Consider the following 25,922-nt stretch of genomic DNA (forward strand, 5'->3'; position numbering starts at 1 on the left):
GAAACCCAAAACCCAATTTAAAACCTGGAACTTGGGACTCGGAACTTGGCTACTAATTTATATTATCTCTTCTATCATTAATTGTACTTCTCTTGAGTAATAATTATTCTCTCCTATACTAAATTTAAAAGTTATAATTTCTTCAAATTCTCCATCAAATCTGAAAATAATTCCAGGTAAAAAGTGTCCCTTTTGAGAAAGAATTAACTTATAATGGTTGTCTTTTAAATTTTGAATATGTTCTATCTTGGCAGTTGTTATAAATTTTGGTTTAGGGTTACCCTCTCCAAACGGCTCAAAACTTTTTATAATATCTAAAAGTTCTAAATCAATTTCACTAAACGGAAGTTCTCCTAAAACAAAATCTTCTATAAAAAAATCCTCTTCTCTATACTTTTGAATATATTTATTTAATAAATTTTTTAAAATATCAAAATTTTCCTCCTTGATAGAAAGCCCACAAGCCATTTTATGACCACCAAACCCTTCAAGCAAATCATTACACTCACTAATCAAAGAAAAAATATCAATATTTCCAAGACTTCTTCCACTACCTTTAAGTAAACTTTCTTTTTTAGAAAACACAATTGCCGGTTTTTTATATTTTTGTACAAGTCTACTTGCAATAATACCTATAACTCCTTCGTGATATTCTCCTTTTACTAAAATAAATTTGTCATCTTCAATTTCAATATCTTCTAGTATCTTTTTTTCTGTCTCTTTTCTTATATTATTATACCTATCAAGTTCTAAAAACAAATTAAATGCTTCATCTTCATCTTTTGATAGTAAAAACTTTAAAGCTGTATTAGCGTGAGCTATTCTTCCAGCAGCATTTAATCTCGGAGCTATTTGAAATGAAATATCTTCTGAATTAAGATCTCTATTGAAATATCTCTTTATTGCCTTGCTAAAAGGTGATATTGCCTTATTTAACCTTTTTAGCCCCATATTCACAAGAGTTCTATTTAAGTGACTAAGAGGCATAATGTCTGCTATTATTGCAATTGCTAAAATATCTAAATAAACTCTTAAATCAATATCTAGTTTCATTTCATGCTTAATGCTAGCACATAAATACCAAGCAACCTCAGCCCCACATATCTCTTTAAACGGAAACTCAGGAGAAGTTTTTGGATTAACCACTGCATAAGCTTCTGGTAGTTTAAATTTTTTCTCATTTTCCATTTTACATTCTTGCTTGAAACTTGGAACTTGAAACTTGGAACTTATTAATGGTGTATGATGATCAGTAATAATTAAATCAATGCCTTTAACTTTACAAATTTTAGCAGCCTCAAAAGAAGTAATTCCATTGTCAACGGTTATTATTAAATCTCCTGTTATTTTTTCTAAAAGTTTTGGAGTTAGTCCATAACCATCTTCAAATCTATCAGGAATTACTATCTGAACTTCCACTCCAATCTTTTCAAAAAACAACTTCATTATTGCACTACTACTTACTCCATCCACATCATAATCACCAACTACTACTATTTTTTCTTTATTTTCAATAGCTTTTATTATTCTTTTAGCAGCTTTACCTATATCGCTTAATAGAGAAAAGTGAGGAATTTGAAGAGAACTTATCTCTTCAATTTGAGATGAAAGAATTTCTTTAATTTTTTGTTTTGTTAACATTTTTTACATTTATAAGCATTTTCTATAAATGACATTATTACCTTATTTGGACTTTTTAGTTTGTTTGTAAATTCTGGATGAAATTGAACTCCTACAAACCAAGGATGATCTTTAATCTCAACTGCTTCAATAAGCCCCTCTTTACTCTTTCCACTAACTATCATTCCTTTATCTTCTAAAGCTTTTTCATAAGCACTATTTACTTCGTATCTGTGGCGATGTCTTTCTATCACTTTATCAGTTTTATATGCCTCAAAAAGCTTAGTATTTGGTTTTATTAAACATTCATACCCACCAAGTCTCATAGTACCACCAAGAGGAGTTGTATGAGTTCTTATTTGCTTCTCTCCACTTGCATCAATAAACTCATCAATCAAATATACTACTGGTTCGCTTGTATTTTTATCAAATTCTTGAGAATTAGCTTCTTTCAACCCTAAAACATTTCTTGCAAATTCAATAACAGCAAGTTGCATTCCAAGACATATCCCAAGATATGGAATTTTTGATAATCTTGCATATTGAATAGCTTTAAGTTTACCTTCTACTCCTCTTTCTCCAAATCCACCAGCAACTAAAATACCACTAACTTCATTAAAAACTTCTTTAATCTCCTCATCATTTAGCTTTTCAAGTTTTTCACTATCTACCCACTCAATATTAACTTTCATATCTAAATGAGCTCCACTATGAATTAGGGCTTCTATTAAAGATTTGTATGATTCTTTTAATTGTAAATATTTTCCAACAAATGCTATTTTTACTTCTTTTTGAGGAGAAATTATTTTTTTAACTAAATAATTCCACTCACTCATATCTGGATAAAGCTCACCTAAATCAAGTTGTCTTGCAATTGGTTTTAAAATATCTTGATTTAAGAAATTTAATGGAACTTGATATATAGTTGGTGCATCAACAGCTTCAATTACAGCATCTCTTTCAACATCACAAGAGTCTGCTAACTTTTCTTTTAATGATTTTGGAAGAGATTTTTCAGTCCTACATACTATCATATGAGGAGTAATACCTATACGCCTAAGTTCTTGAACACTATGTTGAGTTGGTTTAGTTTTAAGCTCACCTGCTGCTTTTATATATGGAATTAAAGTTACATGTATAAACATAGCATTATTTTTACCAACTTCGTGTTTTATTTGTCTAACAGCTTCTAAAAATGGTAACCCTTCAATATCTCCAACTGTTCCTCCAAGTTCAACTACTACAATGTCAACATCTCTTGCTACATCTCTTATTCTTTTTTTTATTTCGTCAGTAATATGAGGGATAATCTGAACAGTTTTTCCAAGATAATCACCACGTCTCTCTTTTTCAATTACGCTTAAATAAACTTGGCCTGTGGTAAAGTTATTTTTTTTGCTTAAATTTTTATTTAAGAATCTTTCATAATTTCCTATATCAAGATCCGTCTCAGCCCCATCTTCTGTAACAAAAACTTCCCCATGTTCAAATGGACTCATAGTACCAGGATCTACATTAAGATATGGGTCAATCTTTACCATTGATACTTTAAACCCACTATGCTGAAGAAGTGTAGCAATTGAAGCTGAAGTTATACCTTTTCCAAGGGAGCTTAAAACACCACCCGTCACAAAAATATATTTTGTCATAAAATCCCTTTTTTTTATTGAAATTATATCATTTTAAAAGTTTAATTTCTTCATCAAAACAACTTGGTATTAAATGCTGTATATCAGGCAATTATTCCACAATACTTTCAAAGTATCAAATAGATATATAGTGTTACGAAATCAATTTAAAATCTCTTATTTTTTTTCCATACATATTATATTACTAAGTCAGTTCCAACTTGTAATAATACTTCATTTTTATAAAAAAATATGATACTATTTCATTTACAAAAATTCTAACAGAAAGGTGGTGAGAGCAGTGCCAGGAATCGTAGTTCATCCAGGGGAAGATTTCGAATCTGCTTACAGAAAATTTAAAAGACAAGTTGACAGAAACTTAATCGTAGTTGAGGTAAGAAAAAGAAGATTTTACGAGCCGCCAAGTGAAAGACGCAAAAAAGAAAAAATCGCAACTCGTAAGAAAATTCTTAGAAAACTTTGGATGCTTAGAAGATACGAAAGCAGATTATAATCTGCTTTTTTCTTTTTTATTCACTATAAAACATCTCTGACTCTTTTTAAGGAAGTTTCCCAAATTATAAATCTCTTAATTTTAGTTACAGACGTTTTATATTCTTAATTTTATATTCTTAACTCTCCATTTCTTACTTAAAACTTGTCAATTTGGAACTGATTTTCCATTGTTAATTTTCAATTTTACATTTCATAAACTCCACTCTTGGTTTGATTTTTAACTCTTTATAGTCTATAAATTCTTCTTTTTTGTATATTTCTATAGCAGCTCTAGCTATCATTGCAGCATTATCAGAAGTATATTTCATTTCAGGATAAAACAATTTAAAATTAAATTCTTTACTTAGTTTTTCAAATTCATCTCTTAAACTCAAATTCGCGCTAGCACCACCTACTATTGCAAAGTTTTTTGGATGAAATTTTTTAATAGCCCTTTTACACATAAAAACTAAATGTTCTATTGCTCTTTTTTGAAAAGAACAAGCTATATCTTCTTTAGAATATTTATTACTTTCAATTGCAAGTCTCACAGCATTTTTTATCCCAGAATAACTAAATTTAATATCTGGAGAATTTTTTAAAGGTAGTGGCAGTTCAACCACACACTCTCCACTTTTTGCTAAATTTTCAATAATTGGACCTCCTGGATATCCAAGTCCTAGCATTTTAGATACTTTGTCAAAACTCTCCCCAAAACTATCATCAAGAGTAGTTGCAATTTCGCACACTTTATCAATTCCATTAAAGTTAAGTATTTTAGTATGACCTCCACTCACAAGTAATATCATTAAAGGTTTAACTTCTTCTTTTTCTATAAAAAGAGAATAGATATGACCTATCAAATGATTAACTCCAATTAGTGGAATGTTTAGCGCTAAACTTAAAGCTTTTGCCATCATTACACCCTCTTGTAAAGTCACACTAAGGCCTGGAGCGTTTGTTACAGCAATAGCCTTCAGATAAGGAAAAAATTTTTTTGTTTCCTCTAAAATTTTAGGAAGATTAACTGCATGAAGTCTACTAGCAAGTTCAGGTACCACCCCTCCATATTGACAATGCTCTATTTGTGTAATTTTTTTATGAAATAGTAATTTTTTAGACTCAATTTCTATAACAGCTAATGAAGTATCATCACAACTACTCTCAATTGCAAGTATCATAAATTTCCTTTTTTTAAGTGAATTTTAACATTAAATAGTATATAATAAAAGATAGATAAAAATAAGGAGCTAAATATGAAAATATTATTAGTAGAAGATGATAAAAAATTAGCAAAAATAATCGAAGAAGGTTTAAAAAAACAATCTTTTAGAGTTGATGTAGGAGGAGATGGAGAAGAAGGATTTTATCTTGCTAAAAACAATCAATATGATGTTATGATAATTGACTGGATGCTACCAAAACTTAGTGGAACTGAGTTAATCAAAAAATTAAGAGAAGATGATATTCATACACCAGCTCTACTACTTACTGCAAAAAGTGATATTGATGATAAAGTAGAAGGACTAAGTATTGCTGATGATTATTTAACAAAACCTTTCGATTTTAACGAACTTATTGCAAGACTTAAAGCCTTATTTAGAAGAAGTAAGAAATTACCTGAAAATATTATAAGAGTTGGGGATTTAGAAATGAATCTTGACACAAAAGAGGTAAAAAGAGCTGGAAAGCCAATTGAATTAATGGCAAAACAGTTTGAACTATTAAAGCTTCTTATGATAAATAAAAATAAAATAGTAACTCCTGAAATGATAGAACAAAACTTATGGGAAATGAATGAAGAGAGACACTCAAACGTAATTACTGCACATATATCATATATTAGAAAAAAAATAGACAAAGGATTTGATAAAAAACTAATAAAAACTATTAGAGGAATGGGATATAAAATAAGCGATGAATAATTTCAGAAACGAACTTTTTTACAAATATGCATTAGTTGTTTTTTTAATTATAGCCTTTTTTGAAGGCGCTTTAATGTTTGCTCTTATTAAATCTTTCGATGTACATCTAAAAGATAAATTAGCACTAATTGCTACACAAATTGAACCCAAAAAACTACTTTCCAATAAAAAAGAACTTTTAAAACTTCAGCAAAAATACAAAATATTTCCTTTATATGTTCAATTTACAAAGATAAATGGAAATAAACTTCCATCTGATTATAAAGAAGGATATCAAACAGACAAATTAGAATCCTTCCTAAGAGATGAAAAAGTTTTAACTTATACAACAAAAAAGGAAAACTATATAATTAGAATATCAACTCTCTATTCAACAAATGATGACAAAATTTCAATAATTAAATTTATATCAATTGTAATTTCTTTTATAATATATTTAATTTCTTTACTTGTAGGATATAAATTTATTGACACTATAGCGAAAGAGTTAGAACTTACTTTTAAAAAATTAAAAAATTTCAACTCAAACGTTTCACATGAGCTAAAAACTCCTCTTACTATTATGAAAAGTGAAATAGAAGTAGCTTTAATGAACAAAGAAAAAAATTGCGATAAACTCTTAAAAGATATATTAGAAGAAATAAATTATATTTCTGAGATTACAGATAAATTACTATTTTTAACTAAAAATTACTCAAAAAATAAAAAATTTCAACAAGTAGACTTAGAAGAGTTAATTTTAGAAGCTTATGAAAAATATTCTGACAAAATAGAGTTTAGATTTGATTTTAGTGATGAAGAACATGTGATTTTAGGTGATAAGACACTTCTTAAAATAGCTCTAAATAATATTATAGAAAACTCAATTAAATATGGAGCAAGTAAAATAAATATAATTTTAGATAAACACAAAAATAAAATAATTTTAAGAATAATTGATAATGGAATTGGTATCCCAAAAGAAAAATTGCCTTTCATTTTTGATGAGTTTTATAGAGTTGATGAATCACATAATAAAGAAATAAAAGGATTTGGTCTAGGACTTAGTATTGTAAAAAACATTTTAAATCAACACACAGCAAAAATAAATGTTAAAAGTGAAGGAGGAGTAGAATTTATTATCGAATTTCCTGCACTATCTCAGAAAAATCAGAAGAACACTTAATACACCTATCATATGTACAAACTTCAAAATCTTCCCCCTCTTTAAATAAAACATAAGGGTAAATGTTTTCTATTTCAAATTTAGGATTCTTTGTTTTTATAACAAATGCTTTTTGACTTTTTAAATAAGCTTTAGTAATACTTGGATAATAAAGTGGATAGTTATTTATAAAATAACTCCCATTTTCAATAATATTTTCAGCTTTATGTTTTAATTCCAAATCAAATTCAAGCAATGCTAAATCTAAAAAATCACCTGCTAACACACTAATAGAAGATGCATAAGAACTATCACTAAAATCTGCTTTTATTGTATGAGATCTATTCATATACCAAATTTCACCTTTAAATTCTCTTACCTCTTTTGTGAGTCTTTTAGCAAAATCTAAATATTTTTCATTAAAAGTATGCTCATATCCATCAATCAATGCTCTTATTAAATAAGCATAATCTTCAAGAAGTGCTTCTTTTTTAGCGTTTTCATTTTTATTATAGCTATGATAAAGTTTATCTTTATACATAACATCTAAAAGACTATCAAGAGTTTTTATTGCTTCATTTTTATACTTCTTCTCAAACTCACTTGCTTTAAATAATGCACTTATCATCATAGTATTCCAAGCTGTTATTTTTTTAGTATCTATAAAAGGAAATTCTCTTTTCTTTCTTATGTCTTGAAGAATATTTAAAGCCTCTTTATAGTTTTTTGGTCTCTCTCCATTAATAACAGGATTATTCCTTCCATTAAAGTTTCCATATTTTTCAATCCCAAAATATTTTAACAACTCATCTTTATTTTTAAACTTGCTAAATTCTTTACTTACCTCATCATAATCATATACAAAATATTTACCTTCAACCCCTTCACTCTCAGCATTACTTGCACTAAAAAAGAGATTATTACAATCTCTATATCTTTTTATAAACTCATCTAAACTTCTAAAAGCAACCTCTTTAAAAAGAGAATTTTTTGTAACCTTATACCATCTTAGATATATTATAGGTAAATTTGCATTATTATAAAGCATCTTTTCAAAATGAGGAACTTCCCATTTGCTATCAGTTGAATACCTATAAAATCCACCTTCTATCTGGTCAAAAATTCCACCTGTTGCCATTTTTTCTAATGTTAAATCAATTCTTTTTTTAATTTCTTCATCTTTATCTATTACAAAAATATCTATCAACAAATCAAGACTACTTTCCATTGGAAATTTAGGCGCTCCCTTAAATCCTCCATTTACCATATCAATATCATTAATTGCTGCTGTCTTTATTTTTTCAATTATATTCTCATCTATTTTCTCTTTTGGAAGAAGTCTATTTTCATTAGCTTTAAAATATTCTTCGAAATTCTCAGCTATTTCTTTGATTTTTTTAGAATTATTCTTCCAATCATTCGCAATTGACAATAAAATCTCTTTTAATCCAGGCCCAAATTGAGAAAAATGAGGGGGAATATAAGTTGCTGCATAAAATGGCTTAACATCTGGTGTCATAATAATAGTAAGTGGCCAACCACCACTTCTTTTATTCATAAGTTGATATACTTTTTGATAATATTTATCAACATCTGGCATTTCTTCTCTATCAACTTTAATAGATACATAATATTTATTTAAAATATCAGCAATTTCCTTATTTTCAAAACTCTCTCTTTCCATTACATGGCACCAGTGACACGTAGAGTAACCTATACTTAAAAATATAAGCTTATTTTCTTTTTTTGCTTTCTCAAATGCTTCTTCTTCCCATGGATACCAATCAACTGGATTATCTGCATGTTGCAAAAGATATGGACTGTCGCTATTTTTTAAATGATTTGCCATTGTTAACACTCCTAAAAATAAAACTTTCTTTAACACTTATACCATAAAAGATAACTTTTGTCCAATTTTTGTTATAATATATAAAAAAGAGGAAAAATGAAAGCAACTCAATATCACATCCAAACAAAACATAATCCTAACAAACTTGCAAAGTCAGCTGGTTTCTTAGATTGGGAAAATCAGCCTAGCCCATATAAATCTTATTATAACTCCCCAAAAATAAAACTTAAAACAACTAAATCAACTCTTCCTTATGAAAAACTTTATTTAAAAAACCCTACTAGTGAATTTAATATAGATACTATTTCTCAATTTTTTGAGTACTCTTTAGCTTTAAGTGCTATAAAAGAATATTATACTTCAAGATGGGCAGTAAGAATTAACCCATCTAGTGGAAACTTGCATCCAGAAGAAAGTTATATTATATGGAAAAATAAAGTTTTTCATTTTAATGTAAAAGAATTTAGTTTAGAAGAAATTGCCACAAGCAAAGAAATGTTAGTAGAAGATGGAATGATTTTTGTATTAACTTCAATTCCTCTTAGAGAATCTTGGAAATATGGAGAAAGAGCACTCAGGTATTGTTTATTAGATACAGGTCATGCTATAGCTTCAGCAAGGTTTAGTGCTAATCTTCTTGGCTGGAATATGGAATATATAAATGACATCCCAGAAAGTGACCTGCAAAAACTAATTGGTCTAAATAAAGCTAAATTTCATAAAAATGAAGAAGAAGTTTTTGAAGCAGCTTTTTATATTTATACCGATAAAAAACCAAATATTGATATTAAAAAGTTTAAAAATTTGAAATTTAATTTAGATTACTTTCCTTTAACTAAAGACTCAATAAGATGGGATATAGTTTTTGATACTGCAAAACTTCTAAAAAGAGAAGAAGTTTTTGAAACTAAACTTCTTAATTTAAAGACAAATTTCAAACCTTCTATTTTCAGTGCTCAAGAAATTATAAAAAATAGAAGAAGTGCTCTTGGCTTTAAGCATACTTTTATTAAAAAAGAGGATTTCTTTGATATTTTAGATAAAACCCTTACAAGAAAATTGCCTCCATTTGATGTTAAAGTAACTCTAAATAAGATAGATTTTGTTATTTTTGTAAATAGAGTTGATGGACTTGAGAGTGGAATATACTATTTTGACAGAAACAAAAATAAATTAAAATTACTTGAAAAAGGAGATTTTAGCGAAGCTGCAAAATTTATAAACTGTACACAAGACTTAGGAAAAGATAGCTCATTTTGTTTATCAATGGTTATTAATAAAAATGAAATAAAAAAAGATTACCATTATAAACTTGCAATGTTTGAGGCAGGTGTAATTGGTCAGATATTATATCTTGAGGCTGAAGCTAAAAATATAAGAGGCTGTGGTATTGGATGTTTTTTTGATGATTTAATAAGCATTGAAATATTAAACAACTCAGATATTTTTACCCTTTATGGATTTAGTATAGGAGACCCTCTCATTGATGAAAGAATAATTCCTATAAAAGCAAATGAAGGAAAATTACTCATTTAATTTTTTATTAATTTCGATTAAATATTCGATATACTCTTTTAAAAGGTCCATAATATCCATTTAATCCCCCTTTTTAAGAGGATTATAACAAATAATTTTATTATCTTAAAAAATATTTGTTATTTTATTGTTACAAACTTTTTTTAAGCTTTTATCGACATAAAAGAAGACAGGTGTAGAAAATTATCAATAGAAATAAATTAATATATTTATAAAAGACCCCAGAAACCTGCGGCACAGGATGATAGAAGGTGCTCTGCTCCCTTCCGGGCCTGAAGCGTTGCCTTCTACCACCCTTGCACAGGGCTGGGGCAATGTAATTATATCATATATTTTATAAAAATTACTATTTTTTGATAAAAATGTAGATTATATAAATATTGCTAAAGAAAAAGTATTCTAGCCTAGCTTGATTAGATACCTTATAAATCATTTCCTTATACCAAAACCATACATTAGAGTTGATGTCATTAACTCCAGAAAACACCTAAATCTATATTTCATTTAAAGCCTAAAAAATTGACCTTAGATGAAGCTTATGTAAATTAAATTTTAAACTTGCAAGATACATTACAAGTACTACACTAATTCCAGTAGGTATAATTACATTATAATCATACGTCATCTCAAGTGCTAACACAACAGCAGTGAGAGGCAATTTCATATTAACTCCCATAAAAACAGCAGCTCCGATTGCTGCAAAATAAAACGGTTCTATTTTAAATGGAAAATACAAATTCATAACTTCACCAAACCCATATCCAACTAAAGCTCCTATACTCATTAAAGCAATAAAAATTCCTCCAACTGCATTTGCATAAATTGATATACTAGTAGCTATTATTCTTAAAACAATAATTACAAATATCATCCACAAAGGAAAATGGGTTGAATCATTTATTAAAATTTTTACAACTTCATGTCCACTAAATGCTGCATATGGACTAATCAACAAAATAGTACCAATAACTCCCCCTCCGATAACAGCAAAGATAAAGTTTCTATATGGTAAAAACCTTTCAATTACTTTTAAGTTTAAAAATTCTAATACTTTATCTTTTAAAGAGAGATAAAAAAATACAAAAAATGTAATAACAGGAATAAATAAAATAGTAGTAATAATATATCGATATTCTATAAATTTTCCAGTAGAATAACTAAAAATTAATGGTTCTAAAAAATGCCAAGCTATACTAAAAGCAATTACACTAGCTAATATAAGATAACCCGCAAAATCTCTAACAAATTCATACGCTAAATTTTCAATAGCAAAAACAATGCCCGTTACAGGAGATACAAATATAGCGGCAATTCCGCTACTAGCTCCAATACTGAGTGATATTTTTAATAAATGTCTTGGAAGTTTTAAGAATTCGTGAATTTTATTTGCTATCATTGCTCCAATAGCTGCTGAAGGACCTTCATTTCCAATAGCAAAGCCACTTGCAATTGAAAGAGATGAGGCAAATATTTTCACAAATAAATCTTTTATTCCAAAAACCAACTTATTTTGTTCAATCGCTTCCGCAATTTCCCTAACTCCATACTCTTTTACTGCTTTATCTCTATTTATCAAATAATTAACTATAAAAATAGAAACCATAGGTACCAAATATATATACCAAACAGGTAAACCTGGTATGGTTTCATAAGGATCTCCTAAATATAATAAAAAAGAAAGAAACTTAGTTAAAAGACCATAAATAACAATAAAAATACCTGCAATAATCCCTGTTAAAATAGCAGCTAATATAAGTCTTGCAAACATACTATCTCTTTTTTGAGAAAATTATACAAAAAGTTATAAAAAACTGCTATACATTATATTTGTAGGCACTGACTAAATAAAGCGAAACAATTGCAAAGAAATTGCATATATTTTATAAGGTCATCCAAAGAGATTTAATTCCTCCTACTAAAAATAAAAACGCTATAGCTCCGATTATAAGTCCCATAAGTCTACTTACAATTTTTATTCCATTCACTCCTAAAAACTTTGAAACAAATGTAGCATTTCTTAAAATAATATATATTATTGAAGATGATAAAAATATTGAAATTAAAAGAACTGCTTTTTGAACATATGTATGAGCCTTTTCACTTAAAACTATAATAGTCGTAATAGCTCCTGGTCCAAAAACTACAGGAATAGCCAAAGGAATAATTGCAACACTATCCTTACTCTCAGCAGCTGCATGCTCTTCTTTTGTAGCATTTGTAGGAGCCACTTATTTACCTTGAATCATATTAAGTGCAATAATTAAAAGTACAACCCCACCTATTGCCTTTATTGCTGGAATATTTATTCCAAAAATTTGTAAAATAACTCCTCCTGTAAACATTGTAACTACACTTGCTATAAGAACTGTTAGAGATGTTTTTTTTGATACTTCAGGTATATCTGAATATTTTACAAGAGAAAGCATAATTGCAGTCGCTGCTATTGGATTTAAGATAGTTACTAATGAGACTGTATCAAACAAAAGCTCTTTCATTTGATCCCTTTTTTATGATTATATCAAGAAAAGTTTATAAAATATTTGAGAAGACAAAAAATATTAGTAATCAATAAAACTAACTGAAAATACAATTCATTTTATAGTTTCATATCATTTACATCAAAAAATAACAACTGACACTATTTAAATTTATATTTAAAAAGTAGTCTAAATTTGAAGATATGTTGGTTAATGGCGGAGAGGGCGGGATTCGAACCCGCGGTACCCGAAGTGGGTACAACGCCTTAGCAGGGCGCCGGTTTCAGCCACTCACCCACCTCTCCATGTGGATTGAAATTATAACAAATTTATTTTAAAATTCAAGTCAAAAAGATAAAAATACTAAAAAATATTTAATAGTTTCAAATATAATTCATAAAAAAGTTTCAAAAAAGAGTCAATAAGTAAAAATAATTATGATAAAATACTATAAAAAAAGGTTTACAATGAAAAAATTAATACTTTCAACTGCTATCTTAGCAGGACTAATTGGTCTTAGTGGATGTGGTTCTAAACAACCTCAACCAAAAACTCCACAATGTACTTTTGATGGAGTAAAAGCGCCTGAGTGGGTATGTAATGAAGCATCTGATAAAAATGATGGATACCTTTATGCAGTAGCAAGTGCAGAAAAAAGTCCTCTTGGACTTAATTTCCAAAAAGAAGAAGCAGTTGCAAATGCAAGAAATGCCTTAGCTCAGCAAATATCAATAAAAGTAAAAAATATGTTCAAAAAATTTGAAGCCACTACAGGAGTAGGAAAAGACCAAACTGCAGAAAAAGCAGTAGAAAATGTATCAAAACAAGTAGCAAACCAAACTCTTAGAAACAGCAAAATCGTATCTATTTGGAAATCGCCTAAAGGTACATTATTTGTATTAGTCGGAATGCCTAAAGATTCAATCAAAACTAACATTAAAACATCTTTAAAAAACGAAAAAGCTCTTTGGCAAAAATTCTTAGCACAAAAAGCGGATAAAGAATTAGATAAAGAGATAGATAAAGAATTTGAGGGGAACTAATCTCCTTTTTTTTAACCTTTAAAGGTATAAAATGAAAAAATATATATTTATCTTTTTTGTTTCTATGCTATTTGCGCAAACTCCTACAAATCTTTTAAATGAATATCAACACTTTAAATCAAGTCAACAACAAAAGTATATAAATTACAAAAAACAATTATATAATGCTTTTAAAGAATATCAAAATGAATTAAATAAAGAATTTAAAAATTATAAAAAAGAACTCAATAAATACTGGGATAACCCTGAACTAAGCTCTAAAAAAGTTTTTATAGAATACTCAAAAGATAAAAAAATCAAAAAAAAAGTTGATTATCAAAAAAATTACATTAAAATAGAAGTAATCTCAAATAATAAAAAAGAGGCAAAGAAAAAAATTGCAAAAGCTTTATACTCTTTAATCACAGAAAATACTAAAACGGCTTTTGAAAAAAATCCTGTCTTATCAAAAGTAAATAAAAAGTTATTATCAAACCCTAAAATATATCCTTTTATTAAAAATTCAAATACCTCAAACGAACCAATTGTAAGTGATTTAATTTTCAACGCTCCTCCAACACATAAAAAAGCAATAAAATATTCTATCACTCAGATAAAAAAAGAAAAAATAGACATTAAACCATCAAAATTACCAAATAATCAAATATATTCAATAACAATAAAACTACCTCCAAACTCATACCTAAAAAAAGCTAGATATTATAAACCTGATGTATATAAACGATCAAATCAATTTAGGCTAACACCTTCTTTAATTTATGCAATAATTCACACTGAAAGTAGTTTTAACCCAATGGCAAGAAGTTACGTACCAGCATTTGGATTAATGCAAATTGTTCCACAAACAGGTGGAGCAGATGCATACAAAATGCTAACAGGAAAAACAAAAATATTATCTCCAAGCTATTTATACAATTATCACAATAATATTCTTATTGGTAGTGCTTATTTAAACAAAATATATTACCACTATATGAAAAATATAAAAAATCCAATAAGTAGACTTTACTGTACTATCGCTGCTTATAATACAGGAGTTGGAAATGTAGCGTGTGCATTTAATTCTCATAAAAAAGACTTAAATAGAAAAACAATATGCAGTAGAAAAGAAGGAGATTATAATATAATAAAAGCTTCTAAAATAATAAATAAATTATCTCCTTCACAAGTTTATACTCATCTTATAAAAAACCTAAGATATGATGAAGCAAAAAATTATTTAAAAAAAGTTTCAAATCGTATTATTATATATCAACAAGTTATATCAAAAAATAAAATTTAATGAACGCCACAAGCATTTTCAGGTTTAATCTCTTCTATTTCTCCTCTTATAAACTTTTCAATCACTTCGCCAACTGTTGGTGAAACATTATCAAAAAAAACTTTAATCCCAGCCTCTTTAAATCCCATAAGAGGTCTTGCACCAATACCTGAAACTATTAAACACTCAGCCCCAAGATTTTGAATATTAGCAACTGCCATGCCACATGCACCACCTGTATGTCCTGGATTTTGGACAAAATCTACCTCTTTAACTTCTTTGTTTTCAATATCTACAATTACATAAAAAGGAGCTTTTCCAAAATGGGCTCCTCTTTTTGCCAAAAGTCCATCAGGAGTTGATGTAGGTATTACTACTCTCATAATAGCTTATCCTTTATTTTTTTAAGCACTTCTAATGCATTTTTGCCATCTTTTTTACTAACCATTATTGGTGTAATTCCTTCTCTAAGAATAGCATCTTTCATATTAGGTCCAAGGGCTCTACATATAATATATTTACATTCACCTAGTTTTGCTGCTTTTACATGTGAATGATGATGATTAATCTCTTCTTCTGTATGAGCTTCCTTATGATGTCCATGTTCGTGTTCTTTTGCATGTCCATTTTCACGTAATTCTAAAAATTTGCAACTCTCTTCGCTACATTCAAATATTGCAAAAAAAGGAGCTCTTCCAGTCCTTGCAACTACTACTAAATTTTCTCCCTCCACGGGTACGGCTACTTTAAAACTCATTTTAAATCCTTTATTTTGATAGTACAATAAAATTATTTGTACTTGATAAATATATCACATTTTTTGGACATATGTCAATATAAATATGTTTTAATAAATAGTCTCTAACCTCTCCTACTCTCAAGAAAGATCATAAGTCTCTTTTATATTAAATTTCCATTTAAAAACAAACTTTTTGTTGTAAAGGTTAGTAAATGTTATAAAAGTTATAAAGGTTGAAACCTCTAAAACCTCTAAAACGCCTATAACCTTATTAGTATTAAATTTCATTTGGAGGTATTAATTTTTCTCCCTTTAATATTTTATCCCATAAATTTTTATCTCTCCATTCCTGTTTAATTCTATCACTAAAAACTATATCAAATAAATTAATTTCACCCATACCATCAAAATTATAAGCGTCTTCTCTAAAACATTCTGCATATCCTGTATCTGTTTCATGTACTATGATTGAATAAAGTTTAACTTCTCTCTCTTCATTTCTAAACTCCATAAGCTCTAATACTTTATCAATCATTAAAAAGAAAACTCTGCTAAATTGCTCAGCACTAGGACTTACAGGTAAAACAATCCACCTTTCACTAAATTTCTTAGCCCACTCTATATACTCAGGATTATCATCTCTCCATAAAGTGATAGCATGGTCAAAGCTATCAATAAGGTCTTTAATATTTACTTTCATAAGTCCAAAATCATATATCATTTGACCCTTATCTAAATAATTTGAAGAAAGTTTTACTTCAACTTTATAGCTATGTCCATGTATTGAATGACTACAACGTCTACTTGTACAATTTCTTACAATATGAGCATTTTCAAATTTAAATAATTTTCTGATTATCACTTTAACTCTCCACTCTAAAATTTATTTTCATATTCAAACCCCTTTTTTCTTTCCAAAAAGCCTAATATGTATTCTATCACTATAACAATATCCATTTTTTAAACAAAACTCAAAAACAAACTGAGCATTTTTTTCAAGTTCTTCTTTACTAGCACCAAGAGGCATACAGTATATTGGCAAACGAATTTTCTCCGTAATATCTACTATTTCATTTTTTAAGTCCATATCAATTACAAACTTGAAAAAGCTTTTTTGTGCATTTTGAGCATAACTTTTTATAATATCCTTTTTTACTCTTTTATTATACTCTTCACCACTATTTGACAATTTTACACTCATTGCAAATACAACATCTTTGTATTTTGGATATTTTTCAAAATCAATCCCAATAGTAGCATTAGTCTCAATAGTAATTAAATTATCAAACCACTCAACTAAAGGATAAAGCTTATCATAATAAAGCATAGGCTCACCACCTGTAATTACTAAATGAGGATTAAATTTTAGATATTTTGAGATTTCTTTTTTAATCTCTTCTATACTTAAACTTTTCCATTCTTTCTGATAAGCTCTATCTACTGCGTAATAACTATCACACCCTATTTCACCAAATCCTGGACATCTTAAATTACACCCTCCAACTCTAACAAAAACGCTTGGATGACCTGCATATTTACCTTCACCTTGAATGGAATAAAAAATTTCACTAATTGGAATCCTCAATTCTCTACTCTCCTATCAATTAACTATCCACTTTTTACTAACCAAAACTTCACTATTTTTTAAAATTCTACCTTCAAATTCGTCGCCCTTTTTTACAACTCCTACACCTTTAGGAGTTCCACTCATTATAATATCATAATCTAACAGCCCAAAAATTCTATCAATATCCTCAATTAAAAACTCAGGTTTATAAATCATAATATCAATTCCTCCTCTTTGTACTACTTCACCGTTTTTAATTACTTCAACTTCTAGTCCAGAAGTATTATTAATTTCTACAAAATCACTAAAAATTGCAGAGTTTTTAAAGGCTTTACATCTCTCCCATGGAAGACCCTTTTTTTTAAGTTCACTTTGAATTTCTCTTAAAGTCATATCAAATCCAAAACCTACTGCTATAATTTTCTTATCTTTAATTAAAAATGAAATCTCTCCTTCATAATGCATTCCATCTTGATATATAATTTCTTCACTTATAGTACTGTTTGGTTTTATGAAATAAACCGGCTCTTTTGGTACTTCATTGTTTAGCTCTTTTATATGTTCTACATAATTCCTACCGACACACACTATTTTACAAGGGATTATTTTTTGATTTTTGAAGTTAATTGTTTTCATTTTTCGTTCTCCAATAAATCATATAATTTTATTCCTTTTCTTATTTCAGTAGCATATGATAATTTTCCTGTAGCGTTTTCTGCAATTTTAATTAAATCAACATTTTCCAAATTTTTTAAAATACTTGAATTTTTTATACCAAATAAAATTATACTTTCTATTTTATAACCTTTTTTTGAATTTTCATACATATTTCTAAGTTCTTGTTCTAAATTCTCCATTCTCAATTCTCAATTTCACAAAGCTTTGCATACTCTTTTCCAACTCTTGCAACGGGTTCAAACTCTCCATCAATATACATTTTTTCAATTTTCAAAAAGAAAGGAATCGTAGCCATTTCATCATTTTCAAAAGTACCATACAAATTAGTCAAAAACGCTCTTTTACATCCTTTAATAATTGGTGGATAATTTTTATCAATTCTTTGTAATTCTATTCCAAATTCTTCAGCCTCATTTACTCCAAATGGCAAAACTTCTCCTGTTTTATCCATTTTTTCAAAAAGTTCAATTGGAACTAAACAAACAGTAGCTTTTTTTGTCTCTTTTATATTTTTAAAAGTATCTTTTGGTTCATTTAGTCCTTTTTTATTTCTTCCAATACTAACCATTAAAAGTGGTGGTTTACTTGAAATTCCAGTAAAATAACTAAATGGTGCAACATTTATAAATCCATTATTTTCAGTTACAATCCAAGCAACAGGACGAGGAATAATATTTCCTGACATCAACTTATATCTCTCAACACTTTCAATTTTATTAAAATCAATTATTTCCATTTAAACTCCTTACACTTTTTACTTGGAACTTAGAACTCGGAACTTGGCTACTTTTAAACTCCCCAAACACTTATAACTATTTTCCTTGATGTTGGATAGTCTCTATGCTCATTTAAATATATTCCTTGCCAAGTACCTAAATTCAGCCTTCCATTTGTTATAGGAATATTAAGACTTACACCAAACATAGAAGATTTAAAGTGAGCTGGCATATCGTCACTACCTTCTAAATTGTGATTATAGTGATATCCATCCGGAATTATACGACTTGAAATCTCTTCCATATCAACTCTAACATCAGGTGAAGCATTTTCATTAATAGTAAGAGATGCTGAAGTATGCTTTAAAAATAAATTCATCATTCCCGCATTTACATCATTTATATTTATGCTATTTAATATTTTATCTGTTATTAAAAAAAAGCCCCTATTCGGAGCTTTTACGCTAATCTCTTTTTGTCTAAAAATCATTTATACCTCCAAGAAAAGCCTAGAGTATTAAAAATCATCAAGATTTAAACTTCCTTTGCTGTAGTTTACAACATTTCCTTCAAAAAAGTTTGTTTTTTGGTCGTTAAAACTACTAAAACTATCAAACCAACTAATAGGATTTTTAAGTCCAACTTCTTGGAATACAAGTTCAAGCCCCATAGCCTGAGCTCTTTTATTTGCTAAATATTTCGTAAATCTATCAATTAATTCTTTAGATAATCCTAAAATTTCATCATTTGTAATATAAAATCCCCAATCTCTTTCAAGCTCATATGCAGAATAAAGCATCTCTTTTATATTTTTAATAACCTCAGGAGTGAAAAGGTCTGGAAATTCTTTTTTAATCTCTTTAAATATGTTTGCAAAAAGAAGTGTATGAGTTACTTCATCTCTTTGAATAAATCTAATCATTTGAGCACTTCCAAGCATTTTACCAGCTCTAGCTAATACATAAAATGCTGCAAAACCATTATAAAAATATACTCCCTCTAAACATTGATTAGCAACAACCATATAAATTTTTGCTTCATCATCTCCATTAAGAGCTTTTAATCCCCACTCTTCATATACATTACCTATAAATTCATTTTTTCTTCTAAGATTCTCGTCAGCTCTCCACATTTCATAAATTTCATCAGTATTTAGTGATATACTATCCACCATTACTGCATAGCTTTGAGAGTGAAGTGCTTCTTCAAATGCTTGGCGGACTAAACACATATTAACTTCAGGTGCTGTAATCCATGGATTTACATGGTCTGGAGTATTATTTGTCTGAATACTATCCATAAAAATAAGCTGACTTAGAGCTTTATCATACATTCTCTTTTCCGCTGGTAAAAGCTGACGATACTGTCTTGCATCTTCAGTTAAATCTACTTCTCTTGGAAACCAAGTATTTGCAAGCATCATTTCCCACAAATTATACGCCCAAGGGTAACTAAGTTTATTTAAGTTGATAATCCCCTCAGTACAACCATTAATAATTGATGTGGTAGAGCCCTTATGCATAGGACAATTGTAATTATAAAGTTTTTTTATTTGCATTTATGCTCCTTGACAAAATAAAAATTTTTATATATTATAGCACAAGAAGGTAGGATCAAAGCTTAATGAAAAGTGCTTAACCTACCTAAGAAGGAGTATTTATGAAAAAACTTATAAAAAAAATCAATAAAGATTGGCCACCTTTTTAGTTTTTTCTCCTTTCTTCTATTATCGTTGATATCTTTTCAAATTGTATATAAATGGTTGGCTTTATGTTGATAAAAGGATGATGATATTCTCTTAAATGTTTTATATATTCACTAAATGTTTTATAAGCTTGTATAATACCTGAACCCATTAATTCATCAATAATTTTTATATCAAAAATATTATTATTTAATCCTGTTGCGATATATTCATACTCACTTAAAAAATTATGTAATTTTCTATAAAATTCTTTTCCATCATAATTTTTCCAACTTTGATGATAATATAAACTCTCTAATTTTAGTTCTTCAAGTTGTTTATCTGTAAGAATTATTCTTTCTAAAATTGCTTTTATTTCATTTTGTTCTCCTATATCTTTGTAAAAAATAAATCTTAAATGTTTTTCATTACTACCTGCATTATGGAAATCATCTTCTTTTTGAATATGTCCTTTAAAAAATATCTCTAATAATTGTTTTTCATCATCTTTTAGTTTATCCCAATTTACAATTACTCCAAATAAAGAATGAATTTCTTTAACAGAATAAGGTCGTTTTCTTCTTGTATTTAAAAAATTATTTAAATAATTAGCTATATCATTTAAAATTTTCCTTGAATTATGCAATTGCTGAATTGTAATTTGCTTTTTATTCCAATCGGATATTTTTTTGCTTTGCTTTAAATTTTCTCTAAACTGTAATATAGCAATCATAACAGAAAAAGAAATTAAAATATAAGATAAAACTTTTAATTTTTCTAAAAATTCATTAGATAAATTATTTATAAATAAAAAACCAAAAAATAAGGCTATAAAACCAATAATTAAACAGATAAACGCATTTATAAATTTATTCATTTTATTTCCTTACTGACATCCATAACACTCAACACTTCTATCCATTACTTCTTCATTAACTTCTGGAGATTGACTTCTTAAATAATAAAAGCTTTTAAGCCCTAACTTCCATCCAAGCATATATATTTCATTAAGATATCTACCACTTGCTTTATCAGTTGTTATGAAAATATTAAGACTTTGTCCTTGGTCTATCCATTTTTGCCTAATTGCAGCGGCTTTAACTAAAACTCTTTGGTCAAGCTCATATGCAGGGGTATAGAACATATATGTATCTGCACTTAAATTTGGTACAACTACAGGAATAAGACCACTTAAGTTTTCTTCATACCATTTTCTTTTATAAACAGGCTCAATCGTTTGAGTTGTACCTGTAAGAATTGAAATAGAACTTGTTGGTGCAATTGCCATTAAGTACCCGTTTCTAATACCTTTTTTTACTTTTTCTCTTAAGCCTTCCCAATCATACTGCATAGCAGAAAAAAGATCTCTTTGAATTAATTTTTTTGCTTCTTCATTTGCTGTATCAATTGGTAAAATTCCTCTACTCCACCTGCTTCCTTCAAACTCTGGATAGATTCCTTTTTCTCTTGCTAAATCACAGCTTGCATTAATTGCATGATAGCTAATTCCTTCAAAAATCTCATCAATAAGTTTTAAATGTTCATCACTTCCCCAAAAAATTTGCTTACTTGCTAGTAATTCTGCTTCACCCATAGCACCAAGACCTATAGCCCTGTTTCTTAGATTAGTATCTTTTGTTTTTTTAACTGGATAATAATTTAAATCAATTACATTATCAAGCATTCTAATAGCAATTGGTACAACTTCTGCAATTTTTTCAGGTGTATTTACACGGCTTAGATTCACACTTGCTAGATTACATACAGCTGTTTTACCATTAAATGGTACTTTTTCTACCATATATACTTTTTTACCATTAATTGAATGAAGAGAAGTTATTTTTTTACCTTTAATATCAACCTCAACATCTCCTAAACTAACTTTTACATCTTCTTCTTCATCAAAATATTCAACACTTTTATCTTCAAAAGTAACTTTCACTTTATAGTGATTTGGCTCAGTGTTTTGGAAAATCTCGGTACAAAGGTTAGAACTTCTAATGATCCCGGCATGGTCGTTTTGATTTCTTCTGTTTGCATTATCTTTAAAACAAAGAAAAGGATTTCCTGTTTCATAATATTCAAGCAAGATTTTTTTCCATAACTCTTTAGCTTTTATTCTTCTTTTGCTTATATCATCTCTATTTTCGTATTCAATATATTTCTTTTCAAATTCTTCACCATATAAATCAGTTAAATCTTTAGTCTCATACGGATCAAACAGTGTCCACAATTCATCTTTTTCAACTCTTTTCATAAATAAATCAGGAATCCAAAGCGCAGGGAAAAGATCATGCGCACGACGTCTTTCTTCCCCACTATTTTTCTTTAAATCAAGAAAATCAAGTATATCCATATGCCAAGGTTCAATATAAACGGCAATTGCACCTTTACGAGTTCCAAGTTGATCTACTGCAATTGCAATATCATTTGTAATTTTTAGCCAAGGAATAACACCTCCTGCTGCATTTTTATGATTATCTATAAAACTTCCAAGAGCTCTTATTTTACTAAAATCCCAACCAATACCTCCTCCATATTTTGATAAAAGTGCCATTTCTTTGTAATCATCAAAAATTCCCTCAATATTGTCATTCATTGATCCAACATAACAACTACTTAACTGATGTCTTGTAGTCCTTGCATTAGATAATGTAGGAGTAGCTACCATTACTTCGAATTTTGAAATTACATCATAAAACTTTTTAGCCCAATATCCTCTAATTGATTTTGGATCATTTAAATTTACTTTATCTCTGTCGCTCTCAGGGATACTTTCAGGATTTGTTTCATTTTGAGCTAGAAACATTGCAACACCCATAAATAGTTGCTGAGGAAGTTCAATTGGATTATTCTCTTTATCTTTAATAATATATCTGTCATAAAGTGTTTTTATTCCAAGATATGTAAATTGTAAGTCTCTCTCAGGCTTAATATAGCTATTTAAATCTTCAAGGTCATATTTTTCCTTGAGACCTGGCATTATTCTACCAGCTTTTTCTCCTTTTTCAAAATATTCTCTTAAATGATTATAACCTGTAAATCCTGTCACTCTATGATATAAATCATATAAAAAAAGCCTCGCTGCTACAAAATTCCAATTAGGCCTATCAATATCAATTTTATCAACAGCAGTTTTTATTAGAGTATCCTGAATTTCTTGAGTAGTAATACCGTCACGAAATTGAAGTTTAGCGTCAAGTTCAAGTTCACTATAATCGACACCTTCCAAATCTTTACAAGCTGCCATAGTATATTTTCTAATTTTTGATATATCAAGAGGTTCTCGTCTTCCATCTCTTTTAATAACTGTAATTCCGGGATACATTATTCTCCTTTTAAAATAGTAAGCTAAATGACATAGAAGTATGTTTGTCATATCTAATTTGTAATAATACCACAATAAATTTAAATTAAAATAAAAGTGAGAAAAAAGAAATTCAAGAAAAAAGTTTGATAAGCGTAACTGCCAAAAGTGCCGCAAGATAGGCAAAAACATTAGGATATATAGTATAAAAAGTTCTCCAAGCCCACTGAGGAACCTCAGTCCAAAATGTTGCCATTGCAGCAATACATGGAGAATAAAACATTACAATTATTATTATTGCAACTGCTGCATAAAAAGGTAGTGTTGTTCTTAATTTTTGCATAAGTGATTTTGAATTATCACCATCAGTGTTATATAAAACAGCCATAGTTGAAACTATTACTTCTTTTGCACTAAGACCTGCAATTATTGAAACACTCTCTCTCCAACTAAATCCAAGAGGTTCAAAAATTGGATTTATTGTTTTTCCAAGTTGAGCTAAATATGAGTTTTCTAAAATTTCTCTTTGCATTCCACTCTTAAGTGCTTCTTTTTTATGCTCATCTTTTAATTGTTCTATTTTTATAGTGTATTCTTTTTCAATATCTGCTCTTGGAAATGAACTTAAAAACCATATAATTAAACTTGCAGCTGCAATAAAAGTCCCAGCCTTTTTTAGATACATCTTTGTTTTAATCCATGAATCAAATAGAATTGCTTTTATTTTTGGGAATCTGTATTTAGGAAGTTCCATTACAAATGGTTCTGATTCACCTTTAAATAACGTTATTCTTAGAATTTTAGCAACTATAAGACCAGTAAGTGCTCCTCCAATATAAATAGCAAACATCACATTACCCTGAATTTCTGGAGCAAAAAATGCTCCCACCAATATTGTATATACTGGAAGTCTTGCCCCACAACTCATAAATCCAATAACAAGCATAGTAATAAGTCTATCTTTTGGATTCTTAAGCGTTCTTGCTGCCATATAAGCAGGAACTGAACATCCAAATCCACTAATTAAAGGAATAAAAGCTCTACCTTGAAGCCCAAATCTTTTTAAAACCCCATCCATTACATAAGCAGCTCTTGCCATATAACCTGTTTGTTCAAGAAGATTTATCCCTAAAAACAGAATTAAAATATTTGGTAAAAACATAACAACTGCACCAACCGCAGGGATAACCCCAGCAGTAATAGCATTTTTAATAATTCCATCAGGTAAGAATCCCCCTATCCATTCACCAAAAGCATTAAAAGCTGAATCAATATAATCCATTGGCACAGACCCAATGCTAAAAGTAGCTTGAAAAATTGCCCACATAATAAATAAAAATATAGGAAGCCCAAGGACTGGATGTATGAGTATCTTATCTATTTTTTCTGTTAAAGTCTCACGTCTTGCTTTTTTTGCTATTTGGGTTACAATGCCTTTTGCAAGAGCAAACCTCTCCTCAAACATAATAGTTTTCGTATCATCTTCATCATATTCTATTCTTAATCTGTCCTTTGAAGCTTTAAGCTGTCCTAAAATTTCACTATACCAAGGCTTTTCATGAACTATTTTATAAATATCTTCATCATCTTCAATAAGTCTAATTGCTACAAATCTTTTTGAAAATACACAATCTTTTATTCTTGACTTTAGATTTTCTATTTCCTCTTCTACTATTTCTGAAAAATATACTCTTGGGATATTTTTTTGTTTGAAAGTCATTATAACTTTTTTAAATAACTCTTCAAGTCCAAAATTTTCCTTAGCTGAAACATTTTGAGCTCTAATACTAGTCAGTTTAAAAAATTTATCTGTATCAATCTCTCCACCATTTTTTGCATATTCATCATACATATTAAAAGCCACTACCATAGGTTTACCTAAATCTGCCACTTGCCAAGATAAAGTTAAGTTTTTTTCAAGTTGATTTGAATCTACTACATTTAAAATTAAATCATACTCCTCGTTTAATAAAAACTCTTTTGTAACTCTCTCCTCAGGGGTATAAGGATGAAGTGAGTAAGTCCCAGGCAAATCAATTAATTTTAATTTGAAACCATCTCTAATAAACTCAACTTCTTTTTTTTCAACTGTAACACCAGAAAAATTTCCAACATGTAAAGTCGCACCTGCAATTGAGTTAATTAGATGACTTTTCCCAACATTTGGCTGACCAACAAGAGCTATTTTAATTTCTTTCATTTTATCCCTTTAATTTCTTACTTTCTATTTTCACTTAGAACTTTGGAACTTGG

At 28.6% G+C, this 25,922-nt stretch carries 23 protein-coding genes, 1 tRNA gene, 1 other RNA gene and 1 pseudogene; 6 read left to right on the forward strand and 20 right to left on the reverse strand.

Translation table 11 applies throughout. The annotated features are described in order from the left end of the window. Positions 1-57: 57 nt before the first annotated feature. Both ACYQ1U_RS05205 and pyrG read right to left on the reverse strand, forming a co-directional pair. Positions 58-1,641, reverse strand: coding sequence for a single-stranded-DNA-specific exonuclease RecJ (locus ACYQ1U_RS05205; protein WP_459885049.1), 1,584 nt, complete (start codon positions 1,639-1,641; stop codon positions 58-60). Beyond that, the gene (gene pyrG / locus ACYQ1U_RS05210; protein WP_459885051.1) at positions 1,635-3,269 is read right to left on the reverse strand and encodes a CTP synthase; all 1,635 of its coding nucleotides are present in this window, start codon (positions 3,267-3,269) and stop codon (positions 1,635-1,637) included. Before pyrG ends, ACYQ1U_RS05205 begins: the two co-directional genes overlap by 7 nt. 280 nt (positions 3,270-3,549) lie before the next feature. Between pyrG and rpsU the strand changes: the two genes are divergently transcribed. Then, positions 3,550-3,762, forward strand: a complete 213-nt coding sequence (gene rpsU, locus ACYQ1U_RS05215; protein WP_096258123.1) for a 30S ribosomal protein S21 — start codon at positions 3,550-3,552, stop codon at positions 3,760-3,762. Positions 3,763-3,934: 172 nt separating this feature from the next. Here rpsU and tsaD read toward each other — a convergent pair whose 3' ends face one another. Continuing rightward, positions 3,935-4,924 carry a tRNA (adenosine(37)-N6)-threonylcarbamoyltransferase complex transferase subunit TsaD gene (gene tsaD, locus ACYQ1U_RS05220; protein ID WP_459885053.1) on the reverse strand — a complete coding sequence of 330 codons (990 nt, stop codon included), beginning with the start codon at positions 4,922-4,924 and terminating at the stop codon, positions 3,935-3,937. A 75-nt stretch (positions 4,925-4,999) separates the two neighbouring features. On the opposite strand from tsaD, the gene ACYQ1U_RS05225 reads away from it, so the two are divergent. Together ACYQ1U_RS05225 and ACYQ1U_RS05230 are read left to right on the forward strand one after the other, a co-directional pair. After that, entirely contained in the window at positions 5,000-5,668 is a 669-nt protein-coding gene (locus ACYQ1U_RS05225) for a response regulator transcription factor (RefSeq protein ID WP_459885055.1), read from the forward strand. 73 nt (positions 5,669-5,741) lie between these two features. Further along, complete coding sequence (locus ACYQ1U_RS05230; protein ID WP_459885057.1) at positions 5,742-6,833, forward strand: sensor histidine kinase; 1,092 nt, start codon at positions 5,742-5,744, stop codon at positions 6,831-6,833. Here the strand turns inward: ACYQ1U_RS05230 and ACYQ1U_RS05235 are convergent. Next, on the reverse strand, positions 6,787-8,661 hold the full coding sequence (locus ACYQ1U_RS05235) for a thioredoxin domain-containing protein (RefSeq protein ID WP_459885059.1): 1,875 nt from the start codon (positions 8,659-8,661) through the stop codon (positions 6,787-6,789). The two genes, ACYQ1U_RS05230 and ACYQ1U_RS05235, sit on opposite strands and share 47 nt — an antisense overlap. Positions 8,662-8,757: 96 nt before the next feature. Here ACYQ1U_RS05235 and ACYQ1U_RS05240 point away from each other — a divergent pair, with 96 nt between their 5' ends. Further along, complete coding sequence (locus ACYQ1U_RS05240) at positions 8,758-10,197, forward strand: SagB/ThcOx family dehydrogenase (protein WP_459885060.1); 1,440 nt, start codon at positions 8,758-8,760, stop codon at positions 10,195-10,197. Between the two features lie 215 nt (positions 10,198-10,412). Here ACYQ1U_RS05240 and ffs read toward each other — a convergent pair. The 4 genes and pseudogenes from ffs to ACYQ1U_RS05260 all read right to left on the reverse strand — a co-directional run bounded on the left by ffs (position 10,413) and on the right by ACYQ1U_RS05260 (position 12,979). Further along, positions 10,413-10,510, reverse strand: an RNA gene (gene ffs / locus ACYQ1U_RS05245) — signal recognition particle sRNA small type. Positions 10,511-10,708: 198 nt separating this feature from the next. Next, entirely contained in the window at positions 10,709-11,965 is a 1,257-nt protein-coding gene (locus ACYQ1U_RS05250; protein ID WP_459885062.1) for a chloride channel protein, read from the reverse strand. A gap of 112 nt (positions 11,966-12,077) precedes the next feature. After that, positions 12,078-12,692, reverse strand: a pseudogene (locus ACYQ1U_RS05255) (MarC family protein). Between the two features lie 196 nt (positions 12,693-12,888). Then, positions 12,889-12,979 (reverse strand) — tRNA-Ser (locus tag ACYQ1U_RS05260). 162 nt (positions 12,980-13,141) lie between these two features. On the opposite strand from ACYQ1U_RS05260, the gene ACYQ1U_RS05265 reads away from it, so the two are divergent. After that, entirely contained in the window at positions 13,142-13,717 is a 576-nt protein-coding gene (locus ACYQ1U_RS05265) for an LPP20 family lipoprotein (protein WP_459885064.1), read from the forward strand. A 31-nt stretch (positions 13,718-13,748) separates the two neighbouring features. Beyond that, positions 13,749-14,999 (forward strand): transglycosylase SLT domain-containing protein, encoded by a 1,251-nt coding sequence (locus tag ACYQ1U_RS05270; RefSeq protein ID WP_459885066.1) that lies wholly within the window; start codon positions 13,749-13,751, stop codon positions 14,997-14,999. Here the strand turns inward: ACYQ1U_RS05270 and ACYQ1U_RS05275 are convergent. From ACYQ1U_RS05275 to feoB, 12 genes are all read right to left on the reverse strand, one after another. Beyond that, positions 14,996-15,361, reverse strand: a complete 366-nt coding sequence (locus tag ACYQ1U_RS05275) for a NifB/NifX family molybdenum-iron cluster-binding protein (RefSeq protein ID WP_459885068.1) — start codon at positions 15,359-15,361, stop codon at positions 14,996-14,998. The two genes, ACYQ1U_RS05270 and ACYQ1U_RS05275, sit on opposite strands and share 4 nt — an antisense overlap. Continuing rightward, on the reverse strand, positions 15,358-15,735 hold the full coding sequence (locus ACYQ1U_RS05280; RefSeq protein ID WP_459885070.1) for a NifB/NifX family molybdenum-iron cluster-binding protein: 378 nt from the start codon (positions 15,733-15,735) through the stop codon (positions 15,358-15,360). Before ACYQ1U_RS05280 ends, ACYQ1U_RS05275 begins: the two co-directional genes overlap by 4 nt. 259 nt (positions 15,736-15,994) lie before the next feature. Further along, positions 15,995-16,579: a 6-pyruvoyl trahydropterin synthase family protein gene (locus ACYQ1U_RS05285; protein ID WP_459885072.1), complete on the reverse strand. Its 585-nt coding sequence runs from the start codon at positions 16,577-16,579 to the stop codon at positions 15,995-15,997. 33 nt (positions 16,580-16,612) lie between these two features. Then, positions 16,613-17,302, reverse strand: coding sequence for a 7-carboxy-7-deazaguanine synthase QueE (locus ACYQ1U_RS05290; RefSeq protein WP_459885074.1), 690 nt, complete (start codon positions 17,300-17,302; stop codon positions 16,613-16,615). Between the two features lie 15 nt (positions 17,303-17,317). Continuing rightward, on the reverse strand, positions 17,318-17,920 hold the full coding sequence (locus ACYQ1U_RS05295) for a fumarylacetoacetate hydrolase family protein (RefSeq protein WP_459885076.1): 603 nt from the start codon (positions 17,918-17,920) through the stop codon (positions 17,318-17,320). After that, positions 17,917-18,141 (reverse strand): HTH-like domain-containing protein, encoded by a 225-nt coding sequence (locus ACYQ1U_RS05300; protein WP_459885078.1) that lies wholly within the window; start codon positions 18,139-18,141, stop codon positions 17,917-17,919. The genes ACYQ1U_RS05295 and ACYQ1U_RS05300 overlap by 4 nt, the downstream gene beginning before the upstream one ends. Positions 18,142-18,143: 2 nt before the next feature. Next, the gene (locus ACYQ1U_RS05305; RefSeq protein WP_459885080.1) at positions 18,144-18,698 is read right to left on the reverse strand and encodes a flavin reductase family protein; all 555 of its coding nucleotides are present in this window, start codon (positions 18,696-18,698) and stop codon (positions 18,144-18,146) included. A gap of 53 nt (positions 18,699-18,751) precedes the next feature. Beyond that, entirely contained in the window at positions 18,752-19,168 is a 417-nt protein-coding gene (locus tag ACYQ1U_RS05310) for a secondary thiamine-phosphate synthase enzyme YjbQ (protein WP_459885081.1), read from the reverse strand. A gap of 27 nt (positions 19,169-19,195) precedes the next feature. After that, a complete protein-coding gene (locus ACYQ1U_RS05315) occupies positions 19,196-20,236 on the reverse strand; it encodes a ribonucleotide-diphosphate reductase subunit beta (RefSeq protein ID WP_459885083.1) in 1,041 nt (346 codons plus the stop codon). Between the two features lie 145 nt (positions 20,237-20,381). Next, positions 20,382-21,239, reverse strand: a complete 858-nt coding sequence (locus tag ACYQ1U_RS05320; protein ID WP_459885085.1) for a DUF4760 domain-containing protein — start codon at positions 21,237-21,239, stop codon at positions 20,382-20,384. Between the two features lie 9 nt (positions 21,240-21,248). Next, on the reverse strand, positions 21,249-23,678 hold the full coding sequence (locus ACYQ1U_RS05325) for a ribonucleoside-diphosphate reductase subunit alpha (RefSeq protein WP_459886403.1): 2,430 nt from the start codon (positions 23,676-23,678) through the stop codon (positions 21,249-21,251). Between the two features lie 124 nt (positions 23,679-23,802). Further along, on the reverse strand, positions 23,803-25,869 hold the full coding sequence (gene feoB / locus ACYQ1U_RS05330; RefSeq protein WP_459885086.1) for a ferrous iron transport protein B: 2,067 nt from the start codon (positions 25,867-25,869) through the stop codon (positions 23,803-23,805). Positions 25,870-25,922: the final 53 nt, after the last annotated feature.

Source organism: Caminibacter profundus (genome assembly GCF_054657155.1).